At 61.8% G+C, this 15,526-nt stretch carries 14 protein-coding genes; 2 read left to right on the top strand and 12 right to left on the bottom strand.

What is annotated here, in order from left to right; all coding sequences use genetic code 11:
• Nucleotides 1-4: 4 nt before the first annotated feature.
• The 12 genes from pstA to hemW form a co-directional block, all read right to left on the bottom strand.
• On the bottom strand, nt 5-919 hold the full coding sequence (pstA, locus tag AS9A_RS05830) for a phosphate ABC transporter permease PstA (RefSeq protein WP_041450896.1): 915 nt from the start codon (nt 917-919) through the stop codon (nt 5-7).
• Nucleotides 916-1,905, bottom strand: coding sequence for a phosphate ABC transporter permease subunit PstC (gene pstC, locus AS9A_RS05825; RefSeq protein WP_013806004.1), 990 nt, complete (start codon nt 1,903-1,905; stop codon nt 916-918). Before pstC ends, pstA begins: the two co-directional genes overlap by 4 nt.
• A 111-nt stretch (nt 1,906-2,016) precedes the next feature.
• A complete protein-coding gene (pstS, locus tag AS9A_RS05820) occupies nt 2,017-3,111 on the bottom strand; it encodes a phosphate ABC transporter substrate-binding protein PstS (RefSeq protein ID WP_013806003.1) in 1,095 nt (364 codons plus the stop codon).
• A 238-nt stretch (nt 3,112-3,349) separates the two neighbouring features.
• Complete coding sequence (gene era, locus AS9A_RS05815; RefSeq protein ID WP_049793666.1) at nt 3,350-4,297, bottom strand: GTPase Era; 948 nt, start codon at nt 4,295-4,297, stop codon at nt 3,350-3,352.
• Nucleotides 4,269-5,594 carry a hemolysin family protein gene (locus AS9A_RS05810; RefSeq protein WP_407636568.1) on the bottom strand — a complete coding sequence of 442 codons (1,326 nt, stop codon included), beginning with the start codon at nt 5,592-5,594 and terminating at the stop codon, nt 4,269-4,271. The genes era and AS9A_RS05810 overlap by 29 nt, the downstream gene beginning before the upstream one ends.
• A 24-nt stretch (nt 5,595-5,618) precedes the next feature.
• The gene (gene ybeY / locus AS9A_RS05805; protein ID WP_013806000.1) at nt 5,619-6,167 is read right to left on the bottom strand and encodes an rRNA maturation RNase YbeY; all 549 of its coding nucleotides are present in this window, start codon (nt 6,165-6,167) and stop codon (nt 5,619-5,621) included.
• Between the two features lie 42 nt (nt 6,168-6,209).
• Nucleotides 6,210-7,214, bottom strand: coding sequence for a PhoH family protein (locus AS9A_RS05800; protein WP_083826654.1), 1,005 nt, complete (start codon nt 7,212-7,214; stop codon nt 6,210-6,212).
• Nucleotides 7,215-7,565: 351 nt separating this feature from the next.
• Nucleotides 7,566-7,835 carry a DUF1876 domain-containing protein gene (locus AS9A_RS05795; RefSeq protein ID WP_013805997.1) on the bottom strand — a complete coding sequence of 90 codons (270 nt, stop codon included), beginning with the start codon at nt 7,833-7,835 and terminating at the stop codon, nt 7,566-7,568.
• A gap of 66 nt (nt 7,836-7,901) precedes the next feature.
• Nucleotides 7,902-8,675, bottom strand: a complete 774-nt coding sequence (locus tag AS9A_RS05790; protein ID WP_013805996.1) for a 16S rRNA (uracil(1498)-N(3))-methyltransferase — start codon at nt 8,673-8,675, stop codon at nt 7,902-7,904.
• Between the two features lie 2 nt (nt 8,676-8,677).
• Nucleotides 8,678-9,832, bottom strand: coding sequence for a molecular chaperone DnaJ (gene dnaJ / locus AS9A_RS05785; RefSeq protein WP_013805995.1), 1,155 nt, complete (start codon nt 9,830-9,832; stop codon nt 8,678-8,680).
• 166 nt (nt 9,833-9,998) lie between these two features.
• Nucleotides 9,999-11,033 (bottom strand): heat-inducible transcriptional repressor HrcA, encoded by a 1,035-nt coding sequence (hrcA, locus tag AS9A_RS05780; protein WP_013805994.1) that lies wholly within the window; start codon nt 11,031-11,033, stop codon nt 9,999-10,001.
• 103 nt (nt 11,034-11,136) lie between these two features.
• Complete coding sequence (hemW, locus tag AS9A_RS05775; RefSeq protein ID WP_013805993.1) at nt 11,137-12,336, bottom strand: radical SAM family heme chaperone HemW; 1,200 nt, start codon at nt 12,334-12,336, stop codon at nt 11,137-11,139.
• 398 nt (nt 12,337-12,734) lie between these two features.
• Between hemW and AS9A_RS05770 the strand changes: the two genes are divergently transcribed.
• Together AS9A_RS05770 and AS9A_RS05765 are read left to right on the top strand one after the other, a co-directional pair.
• A complete protein-coding gene (locus AS9A_RS05770; RefSeq protein ID WP_013805992.1) occupies nt 12,735-14,525 on the top strand; it encodes a nitrite/sulfite reductase in 1,791 nt (596 codons plus the stop codon).
• 234 nt (nt 14,526-14,759) lie between these two features.
• The gene (locus AS9A_RS05765; RefSeq protein ID WP_041451575.1) at nt 14,760-15,461 is read left to right on the top strand and encodes a phosphoadenylyl-sulfate reductase; all 702 of its coding nucleotides are present in this window, start codon (nt 14,760-14,762) and stop codon (nt 15,459-15,461) included.
• The last annotated feature ends 65 nt before the right edge of the window (nt 15,462-15,526 follow it).

Below are 15,526 nucleotides of genomic sequence, written 5' to 3'. Positions count from 1 at the left end.
TTCGTCATCCCTTCCGCTTGTTGGCTCGAGCACCGATGAGGCGCGCGCCGACGACCATGATGAGGACGAGGCCGAAGAGGCTCAGCGCACCGCCGAATGCACGCTCGATTCCCGCCTCGAATGCTTGTCGTGCGCCGTCATAGATCTGCAGCGGCACAGCGCCCTGAGGGTCGCCCTGCAGCGACGTCACAATCCACGAGGCGCCGAGCGCCGTCAGGATCAGTGGGGCCGTTTCACCTATGCCGCGTGCAATGGCGAGCATGACTCCCGTGGTGATGCCTGGAGCGGCAGCCGGCAGCACCGTGCGCAGAATCGTTTGAGCTTTGCCAGCGCCGAGGCCGAAACTGGCGTTTCGCCACTCGTCGGGGACGAGCTTGAGCATCTCCTCGGCTGCTCGGGTAACGATCGGCAGCATGATGATCGCGATGGCAACCGCAGCGACGAATGTTCCGAAGCCCCAGGTCACCCAGCCAGATACCAGCAGACCGTAGACGAAAAGACCAACAAAGATCGATGGGATGCCGGTCATGACATCTGTGAAGAATCGAATGACGAGCGCGAAACGTCCCGTGCCGTATTCCACGAGATAGATTGCTGTGGCAATGCCGAGCGGCACGGCCATCGCGATGGAGAGCAGCATGATGTAGAGGGTGCCGAAGAAGCCGGCCGCGTAGCCACCGCCCTCGCGGCGATATGGGGGCTCGTTCTGGGTGAAGAAGTCCCACCCGATCACACCATAGCCGCGGTAGGCGACGTACCCGATGATCAGGAAGAGCGGCACCATCGCGATCGCCATCGCGATAGTAAGAACCCCAGTGCTGAACGTGTTGAAGCGGGTCCGGCGCGGGGCGTTGCCTTGGCGGTCGCGGAGACTGCGGTGCCCCGTCGGCGTGGAGCGAGTAGCTAACTGGGTGCTCATACTGCGGAATCTCCCGTCATACGGCCGAGGCGCCACACCAGCAGCCGCGCCAGAACATTGATGGTCATGGTCACGATGAAGAGCGCGACGCCGATCGCCATCAGGCCCTTCACTGTTTCCGGCGATGCGTCCTGGAAAGTGTTGGCGATGTGGGCGGCCATGGTGTTACCGGGCTGGGCAAGGCTGGTACTGAGCGTCTGTGCTCCGCCCACCAGGAAAAGAACAGCTACGGTTTCACCGAGAGCGCGGCCAAGGCCCAGCATTGTGCCACCCACGATGCCGGAGAAACTCGACGGCAGGATGACTTTACGCATCACCTCGAAACGCGTAGCCCCGAGACCGTACGCGGCGTACTGCTGGTCGATCGAGTTGACCGCGAAAACCTCGCGGAAAATCGCGGTCATGATCGGCAGGATCATGATGGCCAGGATGATGCCGGCGCTGAGGTAGCTGGTCCCGTACACGGGTCCCTCAAACAGGAAGAACCAGCCGAAGGCACGTTCGAGGGGCTCAAGTACGTAGGGCCGCAGAACGTTCGGCATCAGCCAGAAGAACCCCCACATGCCGAAGATGATGCTTGGCACAGCTGCGAGCATTTCCACGGTGTAGGAAAGCGGGTTGCGCAGCCTGGATGGCGCAAGCTGCGTCAAGTACAGGGCGACTGCGAGGGCAAGCGGAAGCGCGATGATGATGCCGACAACTGCGGTGACGATCGTGCCGTAGATAAACGGCCAAGCGCCGTACGTGCCGGTGATTTCGTTGCGCGAGTAGCCCGCTTGCCACTCGGTGCCAAAGAGGAAACCGAAGAATCCCTCGTGCTGCAGGATCGGCCAGGCCTCTTGCACTGTCCGCACGACCATGAGCGCAAGAACGATGAGGACGGTCGTTCCCGCGATCGTGACAAGCCAGCGGAACATGGGGTCAGCGAAACGCGACGAACTCCGGTTCTTCAGGTCAGGACCACTTTGTGGTGAAAGAACTGACATGTGATGTTGCTCCAGTTGATGTCGGGTTGTGGAGTGCTTTGGAGCGCGTCTGGCGCGGCCGGATAGGAACCCGGCCGCGCCGTTGCTAACTCCGCGTGCTCGTCACGTCAATCAGTTCTGCGAGTTGATGCGCTCGACCTGAGCTTGAACGCGTTCCTTCAGCTCGGCTCCCATGGGCGCGTAGCCCAGTTCAAGCGCGAGCTCGTCTGCCTCGTCAGAGGTAAGAACCCAGTTCCAGTAGGCCTTCAGCATCTCAGCGGTGTTGTCGTCGTAACCGCACTCGTAGACGAAGATCCAGTTGGTACCCGTGATCGGGTAGCCCTCGCCACCGATGTTGTCGATGTCGAACTGGAAGCTGTCCGGGATTTCGGCGAGCTCAGATGCCTCGGTCGTTGCCTCGAGCGTCGGGTAGATCGCTTCACCGTCTGCGTTCACGACGCTGGCCTGCGCCATTCCCGTCTCGATGGCGTAAGCCTGGTTGACGTATCCCAGTGCGCCACGGTTCTGGTTGATCTGCGCGGATACCCCCTCATTGCCCTGACCTCCGACGGTGCCGGAAGCCCACTGGACCTCGGTGCCTTCGCCGTACTTGTCGGCCCACTCGTCGTTCTCGGTGCTCAGGTAGTGCGAGAACACGTAGGTGGTGCCGGAGCCGTCGGACCGGTGTACCGGGATGATGTCCTGGTCGGGCAGGTCCATATCCGGGTTGAGTTCCTGCAGTTCAGGATCGTTGAAGTTGGTGATCTGGCGGTCGTAGATCTTCGCGATGGTATCGGCCGTCAGGACCATGCCGTCGAGTTCGGGATCATTGAAAGCGATGACCACCGAGCCGAAGATGACGGGGAACTGGACGCCTTCACAGCCGCGGGCAGATGCTGCTTCTTCGAGGTCCTCATCGCTCAGGTAACGCTCGGATGAGCCGAAGTCGACGGTGCTACGGATGAACTGCTCGATGCCGCCACCGGAACCGATGCTCTGGTAGTTGATCCGGACACCGGGCTCCACTGCGCCGAAATCTGCAGCCCATTCCTGGAAGACGGGGTTGGGGAAGGTCGCGCCCGCACCCGTCAGGTTCCCGCTGAGTGAGCCACCGTTTCCACCGGTTGCTCCCCCCTCTCCATTGCCGTTGTCGCCACCACATGCGGCAGCGAAAGCGACGACAGGCAATGTCGCGCCAACGGCAACCAGGGAACGCCAATTACGCATAGTGATCTCCTTCGGAGGTTCGACCTGGCAGAGCGGCACTGTCTGCCAATCGAGTCGAAACGTATCCGGGGAGGGTGAACAGAATGTGCGACTGGGCGAACGGAAGGTTAACAGACTGGGTGTCGTGAATGAATATGTGTGTCGTACACGTATGAACCCTTAATTTCGCGACAGTCGACAGGCTCTCAACAACACCGAACTACCTCAGGAGCTCCCGCGCGCCACTGGTTCCACCGACTCAAAAACCTAATTTGCCCAGCTGTTTTGGGTCGCGCTGCCAGTCCTTGGCTATCTTCACGTGCAAGTCGAGAAACACTTTGGTTCCGAAGATTCGCTCCAGTTGGGCGCGCGCCTTTATGCCCACTTCGCGAAGTCTCGCGCCGCCCTTTCCAATGATGATCGCCTTCTGAGATGAACGCTCGACATAGAGATTTGCGAAGATTGTCAGAACTGGTTCACCGCGACGAGTCTTGCTGTCGTTCACCTCTTCAATGACAACCGCTAGCGAGTGAGGGAGTTCGTCACGTACCCCCTCGAGCGCAGCTTCCCGGATGAGTTCGGCCATCAGAACGTTCTCTGGCTCATCGGTCAGCTCCCCGTCGGGATAGAACGCCGGTCCCGGGGGCATGAGCGAACGCAGCAATGCGACGACACGGTCGAGGTTTTCACCTGATGTTGCAGATACCGGGATGACCTCTCGTTCCGGCCCCAATAGCTGCGACACTGCCAGCAGTTGCTCGGCAACGGCGTTCTTCGACACCTTGTCGATCTTTGTGACAATGCCGAACAGCGTGGTTTTGGGCGCGACAGCGCCGATTTGCTCGTGAATCCAGCGGTCGCCCGGTCCGATCTTCTCATCTGCGGGGATGCAGATCCCTACTGCATCCACCTCGGTGTACGTATCTCGCACCAGATCATTCAGCCGCTGCCCTAGCAAGGTTCGCGGCCGGTGCAGGCCTGGTGTGTCAACGAGGATGATCTGTGCGTCATCGCGGTGGATGATCCCACGAATGGTGTGGCGGGTGGTCTGCGGTCGCGAGGACGTGATCGCGACCTTCGCCCCCACCAGCGCGTTGGTCAGTGTTGATTTCCCGGTATTCGGACGACCGACGAGGCACACAAAGCCCGACCTGAAGTCGTCTGAACCGCCCGAAACATCACTCACCACGTGTCCCCTTGCTTCCATGAGCTGAGTCAGCCCGAGATTCGCCCTCAGGCTCGGTGTTGGCGCTGTCTGATTCGCGGGCGATCACGGTGTGAACGCGCACCCGCCCGCGAACGTCCTCTCCACCTTCAGCGATGAGGTGAAGTCCTTGAACGTCCACTGTCGAACCTGGCAGTGGCACGCGGCCTAGCATGTGGGCAATCAGACCACCTACAGTCTCGACCTCATCGTCTTCGACGCGTGTGCCGAACAGTTCCCCGAGATCTTCGATGGGCAGCCGCGCCGAGACGCGGTATACACCGTCACCGAGCGGCTCGACCGGTGCCTGCTCATTCGTGTCGTACTCATCAGCGATTTCACCGACGATTTCTTCCAGAATGTCCTCGATCGTGACAATTCCCGCGATTCCGCCGTATTCGTCGACAAGCACAACGAGGTGGTTTCGGTCGCGTTGCATCTCGCGCAGCAGACTGTCGAGCGGCTTGGTGTCCGGCACGAACACGGCGGGACGCATGAGGTCGCGCACGATCACGCTCCGGCCCCCGTCGACCGCCGTGTAAGTCTGCCGGACGAGGTCTTTCAGATAGACGACGCCGCGGATGTCATCGATGTTTTCGCCTATGACGGGGATTCGCGAATGGCCACTGCGCACGGCGAGCGTTGTCGCCTGCCCGGCGTTCTTATCCTCTTCGATCCATACCATTTCAGTTCGGGGAACCATCACTTCTCGAGCAATCGTGTCACCAAGTTCGAACACCGACTGGATCATTCGGTGCTCGTCCGCTGCCACCACCCCGCGTTCCTGCGCGAGATCGACGAGTTCGCGCAATTCGATCTCCGACGCGAACGGCCCGTTCCGGAAGCCCTTACCAGGTGTCACCGCGTTGCCGAGCAGGATCATCACCCGCATCAGCGGGCCTAGCAGCGAGCCGAGCAGGCGCAGCGGCCAGGAAGTCGCGATAGCGATCGAGTAAGCGTGCTGACGCCCGAGCGTCCTGGGCCCCACCCCGATCAGCACGTAGCTGACAACAACCATGATGGCCGCGCACAGAAGCAGTGCCCACCGCGTCTCGAACTGGCTGAGCAGAAACGCGGCAAGCAGAACTGTGGCCGCTATCTCACATGCCACCCGGAGCAGCACCGTCAGATTGACGTACTGGGGCCGGTTCCGCACGAGCTGCGTCAACCCACTCGCACCAGCCTGCCGGGTTTGCACGAGCTCTTCGATGCGTGCCAGCGACAAGGTGTTGAGCGCGGCGTCCGTCGCCGCGAAAAGACCACCAAAAAGGACAAGAAGGATAACGCCGCCTAGCAGCATCACATCAGTAGTCACCTGTGATGCCTACCGGAGCTCGTCGGGGTCATTGAGCAGGCCGACTTTGCCAAGTAACCTGCGGTCACGCTCGATTTGCGCAACCTTGCGTGCCTCCGCTTGGCGCAGCTCAAACCAGTCGCTGAGGAGCGAGTTCTGCAGGTCGAACATCTCCTTCTCCTCATCGGGCTCAGCGTGGTCGTAGCCGAGGAGGTGCAGGACGCCGTGGATGGTCAGCAAGGCCAGTTCATGATCGACGGAGTGACCGGCCTGTTTAGCCTGCTTTGCCGCGAACTGAGGGCAGATCACGATGTCGCCCAGCATCGCCGGCCCCGGTGAGGACGCGTCGGGCCGTGCCCCGGGGATCATCTCGTCCATCGGGAAGGACATCACATCCGTCGGACCAGGCAGGTCCATCCACCGTTGATGAAGCTCGGACATCGCGTCGAGGTCGACGAAGACCATCGAGAGTTCCGCCGCTGCATGCACGTCGAGCTGATCAAGTACGTAGCGTGCGACAGCGCTGAGGTCCTCCGCGGGAACCGCGACTCCACTCTCGTTGTTCACCTCAATGCTCACTGCGAGAGCTCACCTTTCCCCGTCTCAGTTGTCCGCGAGCGATCACCTGCGAGGAAACCGATGCTCGGCACGCCGCTGAGCCCTGTTGGCGAAGCGCCGCGCGTCTTCCGAGTTGTCCTCTTCCTCGAACCGTTCGTAAGCGTCGACGATATCCGACACCAACCTATGCCGCACCACGTCCCCACTCGTGAGGCGTATCAGGTGAATTCCTTCGATGCCAGCGAGGATTTCTGTCGCGACGTGCAGGCCTGAACGCGTTCCAGTGGGGAGGTCCACCTGTGTCACGTCACCGGTCACCACGATCTTCGACCCGAACCCCAAGCGAGTGAGGAACATTTTCATCTGCTCGCGTGTCGTGTTTTGGGCCTCGTCGAGAATGATGAAGGCATCGTTAAGCGTGCGGCCGCGCATGTATGCCAGTGGCGCCACCTCGATGACACCCGCCTGCATGAGCTTGGGGATCGCCTCAGGGTCAATCATGTCGTGCAGCGCGTCGTACAGCGGACGCAGATACGGGTCGATCTTCTCGTTCAAGGTGCCTGGGAGGAAGCCGAGGCGCTCCCCGGCTTCCACTGCGGGCCGGGTGAGGATGATGCGATTGACCTGCTTGGCTTGCAGTGCTTGAACGGCCTTCGCCATCGCGAGGTAGGTCTTGCCTGTACCGGCAGGACCGATACCGAAAACGATCGTTGCCGCATCAATCGAGTCGACATACGTTTTCTGGTTCAGAGTCTTCGGGCGGATGGTCTTGCCGCGCCGGGAGATAATGTCGAGGCTCAGTACCTCAGCAGGTGACGTGGCAGTGCCGTCCGTGAGCATGGCCACTGATCTTTCGACGACATCCGTGGGGAGGTGCTGATCACGGCGCGCGATGGTCAAGAGCTCGCCAATCACACGCTCTGCGAGCGCGACATCTGACGCCAGCCCAGACAGCGTAACCTCGTTACCGCGAACGTGGATGTCTGCGTCGAGAAGATTCTCCAGCAACCTCAGATTTTCATCCGCCGACCCGAGCAGCGGTAGCACCGATTGCGGCGGCAACTGCATAGTCGAGCGAACCGACCGCTCTACGGGGCGAACCTGTTCTTCACCAGCGGGCCCGTCGGGCCCAGCACCGCCAATGTTGTCCTGAGGCGTCACGAGTGGAGTTAGACCTGCTTCCTCTGAATCCGGCAGCGCACCGCATGGCTGCTGACATTGTCTCTTGTCTCAGTCTAGGACGCTCACCGCGTTTCGTCGCCCCAGCGCATTTAGGCGGGGGCGAAGATCACGAACCAGCCGCGGCGCCGGACTCCAGCGAAGGCCAGGAAGGCAACTGAGCAGGAATGGGTTGACGGTTCCCGCGCGGGAACCGTCAACCCATGGTGGAGCCAGAAGGACTTCGAGCTTTTTCGGCCGCTACGTCGTCACGTGCGCTGGCACGTGTGTGCTCGACTCGATGTCTGAAGCCGTTTGCTCAATCAGCTGATGTGAAAGATCAGCGAGCGCACGCGCCGCGGCTAATTCGTCACCGATTAGAGGGACGTCCCGATCGTCCGGGTTCTTCCGGGCGACTCCGGTGCCGACAAGCTTTCGCGAGCCTTCATCGGCATGAAGCCGGGCTTCAGCGTGCGTCTGCCCATTTCTCTCATCGATAAGGATCTCTACCGACCAGTGCTTGTCCTGCATCACTTCTCCTTCCGCCGTATGTCCAGGTTCGTCCTGTTCCATTCCGTTGTCCAGAGGAGAAGGTGATCAATATCTCATCGGAGCGTTGTCCCAGCGCGCCGTCAGCACCCCCAGTGCACCGAGTGTCACCGCGGCAGCAGTGGAAGTGCGCAGAATTGTCGGGCCCAAACGCACAGGGTGCGCACCGGCTTGCGTGAATTGTTCCGCCTCGTCGGGGCTCACTCCGCCTTCGGGGCCCACGATGAGGAGGATCGATCGAACATCGCCGACCGCGTGCACGACAGGAGCAAGCGCCTCGGTCGCGTCTTCGTGGAGGACTACCGCTGCTCCGCTCGCTGCAACGGTCGCAGCGATCGCAGACGCGACCTCGCGGCTGGCCGCAAGCGGATGAACCAGCGGGACATGTGCGCGCCGCGACTGCTTCGCCGCGCTGGCAGCCACACGTTGCCAGCGTTCAACGTTCTTGTGGGCCTTCGGGCCCTGCCAGCGCGCGACGCACCGAGCTGCCTCCCAAGGGATAATCTCGTCCGCACCCGCCTCAGTCATCAACTCGACTGCAAGCTCGGACCGGTCCGACTTGGGAAGCGCCTGGACCACCACAACCCGTGGTACAGGCTTAGCGATGGATTCCCGGCGCTCAACTCGAACCTCAAGGGTGTCTTTGCCGACGGTCACCACGGTCCCCCACGCAACACCTCCCTGCCCGTCGGCCAAAACCACCTGCTCGCCAGTTCTGATTCGCCGAACCGTCGCAGCATGTCGGCCTTCTGGCCCGTCGAGGACGGCTAGGTCCCCGGCACTGGGCGGCAGTGGGTCGAGATAGAAGACCGTCGCCGCCACCGTCAGCGCCCGCTCACGAAGTCCCGGAGCTTAGAGAAAATTTTGCTGCCGTGGTGCGATGCGCTGGTGACCACTTCGGCTGCGTCGCGTCCACGTGCACTCCGGAACGACTCGAGAAGGTCCGCCTGCTTGCCGTCAAGTTTCGTCGGGATCACTACCTCGAGGTGCGCATACAAATCACCGCGTGTACCCGCCCGCAGCCGCGGCATGCCCTGGCCTGGAATCGTGGCGACTGCACCCGGCTGAGTGCCTGGCTCCACCGACAACTCGATCGGGCCGTCGATGAGGCTCTCGACAGTGACAGTGGTGCCCAGCGCCGCATCAACCATGGGAATTTTGACTGTGCAGTGCAGAGAGTCACCGTCACGCACGAAGACCTCGTGCGGCTGCTCGACAACCTCGACGTAGAGGTCTCCAGCGGGACCGCCGCCCGGACCCACTTCGCCTTGACTTGCGAGCCGGACACGCATCCCGTTTGCCACACCTGCCGGTATGCGCACAGCGATGTCGCGGCGGGCACGCACGCGACCTTCGCCAGCGCACTTCCGGCACGGGTCAGGGATGATCTGACCGAAACCGTTGCATGTCGGGCACTGCCTGGTCGTCATGACCTGTCCGAGGAAACTGCGCTGAACCGACTGGATTTCGCCCGCCCCGCGGCAGGTCTCGCACTGTACTGGCTTCGAGTTGCCATTCGCGCCGGACCCCTGACACGTATCGCACAAGATCGCGGTGTCCACGGTGACGTCCTTGGTGACACCCTGAGCACACTCAGCGAGGTCGAGCCGAACCTTCAGGAGGGCATCAGCGCCGGGCTGGACACGACTGCGAGGGCCGCGTGACCCCATTCCCCCGGCACCGCCGAAGAACGCCTCGAACACGTCACCGAGGCCACCGAACCCCTGCGCCCCAAAACCTGCTCCGGCGCCTCCGCCTGGACCGTCGAGTGGGTCACCGCCCATGTCGACGACCTTCCGCTTCTGCGGGTCGCTCAGAATCTCATACGCCGTCGTCGCGTCTTTGAACCGTTCCTGGGCCGCCGGGTCGGGATTCACATCAGGGTGAAATTCCCGTGCGAGCTTCCGGTACGCGCGCTTGATCTCCTGATCAGTCGCCGTCTTGGAAACGCCGAGCGTCCCGTAATAGTCACGTGCCACGTTTGTGTTCTGTCCTGTTCCTCATCATGCGGATCTCAGCTTGACCCGAAGAATGCCACCCAGAAATGTCACTAATGGGCGCGGCGGATAACCACCTTCTGACGGTACTCCCCTTGACGCCCGGCACCATACTGCATGGTTGCGGGGCCGGTGCGCACACCTCGTCTCATCTCGCGGAGAGGACCTCCCCCACGTAACGGGCGACCGCTGACACAGCGGCGATTGCCCACGGGTAGTCCATACGCGTCGGGCCGAGCACACCAACGCCGCCGAAGGTTGCACCCGCGGCGCCGTATCCTGTCGAAATGACAGATGTCGCCCGGATCTGCTCGTCTTCCATTTCCTCACCGATCCGGACCGTCACCATTCCCGGGTGCTGAGCCGCAGCGAGAAGTTTGAGGACGACAACTTGCTCCTCGAGCGCCTCGAGAATCTGCAGCATCGCCCCCGGGCTGCCGCCAAAGTCAGCAGCATTGGCTGTCAGATTCGAGGTCCCGCCGAGAACCAGCCGGTCCTCGCTGCGCTCAACGAGCGTCTCGACGAGGACTGTCGCTGACCGCACCACTGGGTCGCGCATGTCATGCTCGACCTGATTCGCTAGTTCAGCAACGGCGACCGAGGCTGCTGAAAGGTGTTTACCTTCGAGCGCTTGGCCAAGCAACACACGGAGGGTGCTCACTTGCTCTTCACTGATGACGTCACCAAGTTCCACCAGCCGCTGGTCCACCCGTCCGGTATCCATGATCACCACAAGCAGCAAGCGCGCTGGGTTCAGCGGCACGACCTCGATATGCCGCACTTTCGAGGACGTCAAAGTCGGGTACTGCAGAACGGCGACCTGGCGGGTGAGTTGGGCGAGCAGACGTACCGCGCGGCGCAAGACGTCATCGAGGTCGACACCGCCCTCAAGAAACTCCATGATCGCGCGCCGCTCGCCGTGCGAGAGTGGCTTGACTTCGGCTATCCGGTCAACGAATTGCCGATACCCCTTGTCCGTCGGCACCCGCCCTGACGACGTGTGTGGCTGCCGAATGTAGCCCTCAGCTTCGAGGACGGCCATGTCGTTACGAACCGTGGCGCTCGACACTCCTAGCCCGTGACGATCAACCAGAGCCTTGGATCCGACCGGCTCATGCGTCGAAACGTAGTCCGACACGATGGCTTGCAACACCGCGAAACGCCTGTCATCTGTGCTCGGCATCGTTCACCACCTCTCCGACATCGATATGCCGCAACGAAGACCCATTTTAGCCCGGTCTATAACCAGCAGTTATGCCATAGGAGAAGTGAAGATTGCCACGTCTTCATTCTGCGGTCACGATCTGTCTCACCACACCGTCCGCAAGCAGACGTCCCCGGCCAGTCAGCCGCAGCCTACCCTCGGCGATCTCAGCAAGCCCCTCATCGGCGCATCTCTCTGCTGCAGCACGCTCCGCGGAAGACAACCGGCGAAGCGCGAGGCCAGCCCGCATCCGCACCGCGAGCATCACGTACTCGAGGTGCTGATCTTCCGCGGACAGTGTCTCGACGCCTCCTACCGGCAAAAAACCGGAAGCGAGTTGATCCGCGTAGCGAGCTGGATGTTTGGCGTTCCACCAGCGCACACCCCCAACATGACTGTGCGCTCCGGGCCCTATTCCCCACCAGTTCGACTCGTTCCAGTAGCCGACGTTGTGGCGGCAGATAGCCTCCTCATTCGCGGCCCAGTTCGATACTTCGTACCACTGAAACCCAGCTCCGGCGAGACGCGAGTCGATCAGCTCATACCTCGCTGCAAGCACGTCATCATCGGGCGCGGGCATCTCGCCCTTCCTGATCCGGCGCGCCAGCGCCGTACCGTCTTCGACTATGAGTGCGTAGGCCGATACATGGTCAGCGCCAGCTGCGAGAACCGCGTCGAGCGACGCGTCGAGGTCGCTGTCACGTTCGCCAGGAGTGCCGTAGATGAGGTCGAGATTCACGTGTTTAAATCCCGCCTCGCGTGCTTCTTGAGCCGCGGAAATGGCGCGTCCCGGCGTGTGGGTCCGGTCAAGCGCTGCCAGCACGTGCTGTGCAGCCGACTGCATGCCCAGAGAGACCCTGGTAAAGCCTGCCTCGCGAATAGTCTGAAAGAACTGTGGCGATGTGGACTCCGGGTTCGCTTCCGTGGTGACCTCAGCGTTCGGCCGTATGCCGAACGTGTTCGAGATCGTGTCGATAACGTCAGCAAGAGCCGCGGCACCCAGTAGCGACGGCGTCCCGCCACCCACGAAGACGGAGTCAGCCTGCGGTACCCCTGCCGCACTCAGCATTTTCGCCGCGAGTTCCGTCTCTCGCTTGAACGCCTCGAGCCAGGATTCCGGCGATGCCGAACTGCCGAGTTCCCCGGCGGTGTAAGTGTTGAAATCGCAGTAGCCGCAGCGCGTCGCGCAGAACGGGACGTGCACGTAGATGCCGAAGCGCCTTTCAGGCACCGTGCTCATGGCCGACGCCGGGAGGACTAACTCGTGGGCGGGGAGTGACATTTGTTCCGTTCCTGGGCTGGACGTGTGCTTCCAGTGTGCCCGCTTCTCGCATCCGGCCCGAAACCCAACAGGATGAGACACGTTGCTGATACCTGATACTGGGCATCGATAACATGCCTTTCCCTGCGTCTACCTGCGCGTTCGGGACGCATCCCGATCCATGGCACAATGGACGGGTGAGTGGACCAGGGGTATGGCTGGCTGGCACGCGGCTTGTGCAGCGCCGCCATATTGATTTCAAGCGTGTCAATAGCTGCGGCTGTCGCCCGTAGCTGCCTGCGCATGCCCGGTTCAACGGGGAAGTCCGCTTGGCTGAAAGCGCCAGCCTCACACGTCCAGGTAGCTTGAACTCGCGCAAACCGGACAGTCCACGTCAGATCTTGTTTCAGGAGCATTTAATGTCGTCAGCCCACGACGCTGCCTCCCCAGCTGAGCCGACCGCGGCTCCCGTGCGCCGTGAGCGGCCTGCACGGACCGCCACGAAGGCTGGTGGAGCGAACGGCGCCGCAGCAGGGGGCCGTGCCCGGGCCGCACGGCCGAAGCGTCGCAAAGCCGAGGGCCAGTGGAAACTCGGGTATCGCGAACCGCTGAACCCGAATGAGCAGACGAAGAAGGATGACAATCCCCTCAACGTTCGCCAGCGTATCGAGAACATCTACGCGATCCGTGGTTTCGACAGCATCGACAAAGCCGATCTTCGCGGGCGTTTCCGCTGGTACGGTCTCTACACCCAGCGCAAGCAGGGGTATGACGGCAGCTGGACCGGCGATGAGAACATCGACATCATCGAAGACAGCTACTTCATGCTGCGCATCCGGGTTGACGGCGGGCAGCTGAACCTTGAACAGCTGCGGACCATCGGCCAGATCTCGAAAGAGTTCGGCCGCGACACGGCCGACCTGTCCGACCGCCAGAACGTCCAGTGCCACTGGATCCGGGTCGAGGACGTGCCGGAGATCTGGCGCCGCGTCGAAGGGTGCGGCCTCACCACCACGGAAGCGTGCGGCGACACACCTCGCATCGTTCTCGGTTCACCGCTAGCTGGCCTGGCTGAGGATGAGGTCCTGGACCCGACACCGGCCATCGAGGAGATCGTTCGCCGCTACGTCGGTGATCCGCGGTACTCGAACCTGCCCCGCAAGTTCAAGACAGCGATGTCGGGCCTTCAGGACGTCGCGCACGAGGTGAACGACTGCGCTTTCATTGGTGTGAACCATCCAGAGCATGGGCCCGGACTCGACGTGTGGGTCGGCGGTGGGCTCTCGACCAACCCCATGATCGGGCAGCGCCTCGGTGTCTGGGTGCCTCTGGAGGAAGCGCCCGATGTGTGGGAAGGCATCGTATCGATCTTCCGCGACTACGGGTACCGCAGGTTGCGGGCCCGGGCACGCATCAAATTCCTGGTGAAGGACTGGGGACCTGAAAAGTTCCGTGAAGTCCTGGAAACTGAGTACTTAGGCAGAAAGCTGATCGACGGCCCGGCACCTGAACCACTGACAAAGCCGCGTGACCATGTCGGCGTACAGAAACTTAAGAACGGCAACTATGCCGTCGGGGTCGCGCCCATCGCCGGTCGCGTGTCGGGAACCACACTTCTCGCTGTGGCCGACGCAGCCGAGCGGGCTGGCACGGACAAAGTCCGCCTCACTCCGTACCAGAAGCTGATCATTGTCGATGTTCCCGAGGATAAGGTCGAGCCGTTGATCGCTGAGCTCGACGGGCTCGGGCTCCCCGCCCGCCCGTCACTCTGGCGCCGGAACCTCATGGCCTGCACCGGCATCGAGTTCTGCAAGCTGTCCTTCGTCGAGACACGGAAGCGTTCGCAGGATCTTGTTCCTGAGCTTGAGCGGCGCCTCAAAGATCTCAACGAAAAACTCGACACCGCGGTGACGATCAACATCAACGGCTGCCCCAACTCCTGCGCCCGTGCACAGGTGGCAGACATTGGGTTCAAGGGCCAACTCGTCCCGGACGAGGACGGCAATCACGTCGAGGGCTTCCAAGTTCATCTTGGTGGTCACCTCGGCCTCGAACCAGCCTTCGGGCGCAAGCTCCGCGGCCATAAGGTCACCACCGAAGAACTCGGTGACTATGTAGAGCGTGTCGTACGCAATTTCGCTGACAGCCGCGTGAACGGCGAGCACTTCGCCGACTGGGCCGTGCGAGCCGGCGAAGAACTGCTTCGGTGAGGTGCAGGGACCAGCGATGACAGAACACAGCGCGGAAAATCATAGTGCCGGAGGGAACACTCCGGTGTCCCGCGCTGTTCCTTTCTATTGCCCCTATTGCGCGGATGAAGATTTGCGACCTGATCTGGCCGACGGCACACCCCTGCCGCACGGTCAATGGCGATGCGGCGGATGCAGGCGTGTTTTTGCGCTGAAGTTCCTGGGCGCATCGGCGGTAAAGCGAAAGGTTTCACGATGAGTATCGCGACGGAAACAGATCTCCGGCGGATCGCCGAACGCGGCGCCGCTGACCTTGACGGTGCATCCGCCGAGGACTTGCTCCGCTGGACGGAAGAGAACTTTGGCGGCCGCTACATTGTCGCATCGAACATGCAGGACGCGGTGCTGGTTCATCTCGCAGCGCAGGTCCGGCCCGGGGTGGAGATCTTGTTTCTCGACACCGGCTACCATTTCGCGGAAACGCTCGGTATGCGTGATGCCAGCGAAGCTGTCTACGGCGTGAACATCCGCAACGTCACGCCCGAGCAGACGGTGGCTGAGCAGGACGCTTCGGAGGGCAAAGACCTCTTCGCCCGCGAGCCGAACCGCTGCTGTGCGCTCCGCAAAGTCGCGCCGCTGAAGAAAACCCTCGCAGGTTACGACGCCTGGGTTACCGGAATCCGCCGGGTTGAGGCGCCCACACGAGCGAACGCACCGCTCATCTCCTATGACGAGGCGTTCGGTTTGGTGAAGATCAACCCGCTCGCAGCGTGGTCCGACGACGACATGCAGAATTACATCGACGAGCACTCGATTCTGGTTAATCCGCTTGTCGACGAGGGGTACCCCTCAATCGGGTGTGCGCCGTGCACCATGAAGCCAGCACCCGGCTCAGATCCGCGCAGCGGTCGCTGGGCGGGCAAAAACAAGATTGAATGTGGGTTGCACTCAACATGACAATCGAAACCGCCCCATGGGGCATGACCGGCCGAGATCAGAACGGAGTGATGCCTGCCGTGGGC

This window comes from Hoyosella subflava DQS3-9A1 (assembly GCF_000214175.1).
Taxonomy (GTDB): Bacteria; Actinomycetota; Actinomycetes; order Mycobacteriales; family Mycobacteriaceae; genus Hoyosella; species Hoyosella subflava.
Note: the sequence above shows the minus strand (reverse complement) of the source record. Positions and strands in the feature narration are given on the sequence as shown.

Excerpts from the sequence above, each read along its gene's own strand:
- pstA (WP_041450896.1), bottom strand. The coding sequence starts at position 919 with ATGAGCACCCAGTTAGCTACTCGCTCCACGCCGACGGGGCACCGCAGT.
- pstC (WP_013806004.1), bottom strand. The coding sequence starts at position 1,905 with ATGTCAGTTCTTTCACCACAAAGTGGTCCTGACCTGAAGAACCGGAGT.
- pstS (WP_013806003.1), bottom strand. The coding sequence starts at position 3,111 with ATGCGTAATTGGCGTTCCCTGGTTGCCGTTGGCGCGACATTGCCTGTC.
- era (WP_049793666.1), bottom strand. The coding sequence starts at position 4,297 with ATGGAAGCAAGGGGACACGTGGTGAGTGATGTTTCGGGCGGTTCAGAC.
- AS9A_RS05810 (WP_407636568.1), bottom strand. The coding sequence starts at position 5,594 with ATGCTGCTAGGCGGCGTTATCCTTCTTGTCCTTTTTGGTGGTCTTTTC.
- AS9A_RS05800 (WP_083826654.1), bottom strand. The coding sequence starts at position 7,214 with ATGCAGTTGCCGCCGCAATCGGTGCTACCGCTGCTCGGGTCGGCGGAT.
- AS9A_RS05795 (WP_013805997.1), bottom strand. The coding sequence starts at position 7,835 with ATGCAGGACAAGCACTGGTCGGTAGAGATCCTTATCGATGAGAGAAAT.
- hrcA (WP_013805994.1), bottom strand. The coding sequence starts at position 11,033 with ATGCCGAGCACAGATGACAGGCGTTTCGCGGTGTTGCAAGCCATCGTG.
- hemW (WP_013805993.1), bottom strand. The coding sequence starts at position 12,336 with ATGTCACTCCCCGCCCACGAGTTAGTCCTCCCGGCGTCGGCCATGAGC.
- AS9A_RS05770 (WP_013805992.1), top strand. The coding sequence starts at position 12,735 with ATGTCGTCAGCCCACGACGCTGCCTCCCCAGCTGAGCCGACCGCGGCT.
- AS9A_RS05765 (WP_041451575.1), top strand. The coding sequence starts at position 14,760 with ATGAGTATCGCGACGGAAACAGATCTCCGGCGGATCGCCGAACGCGGC.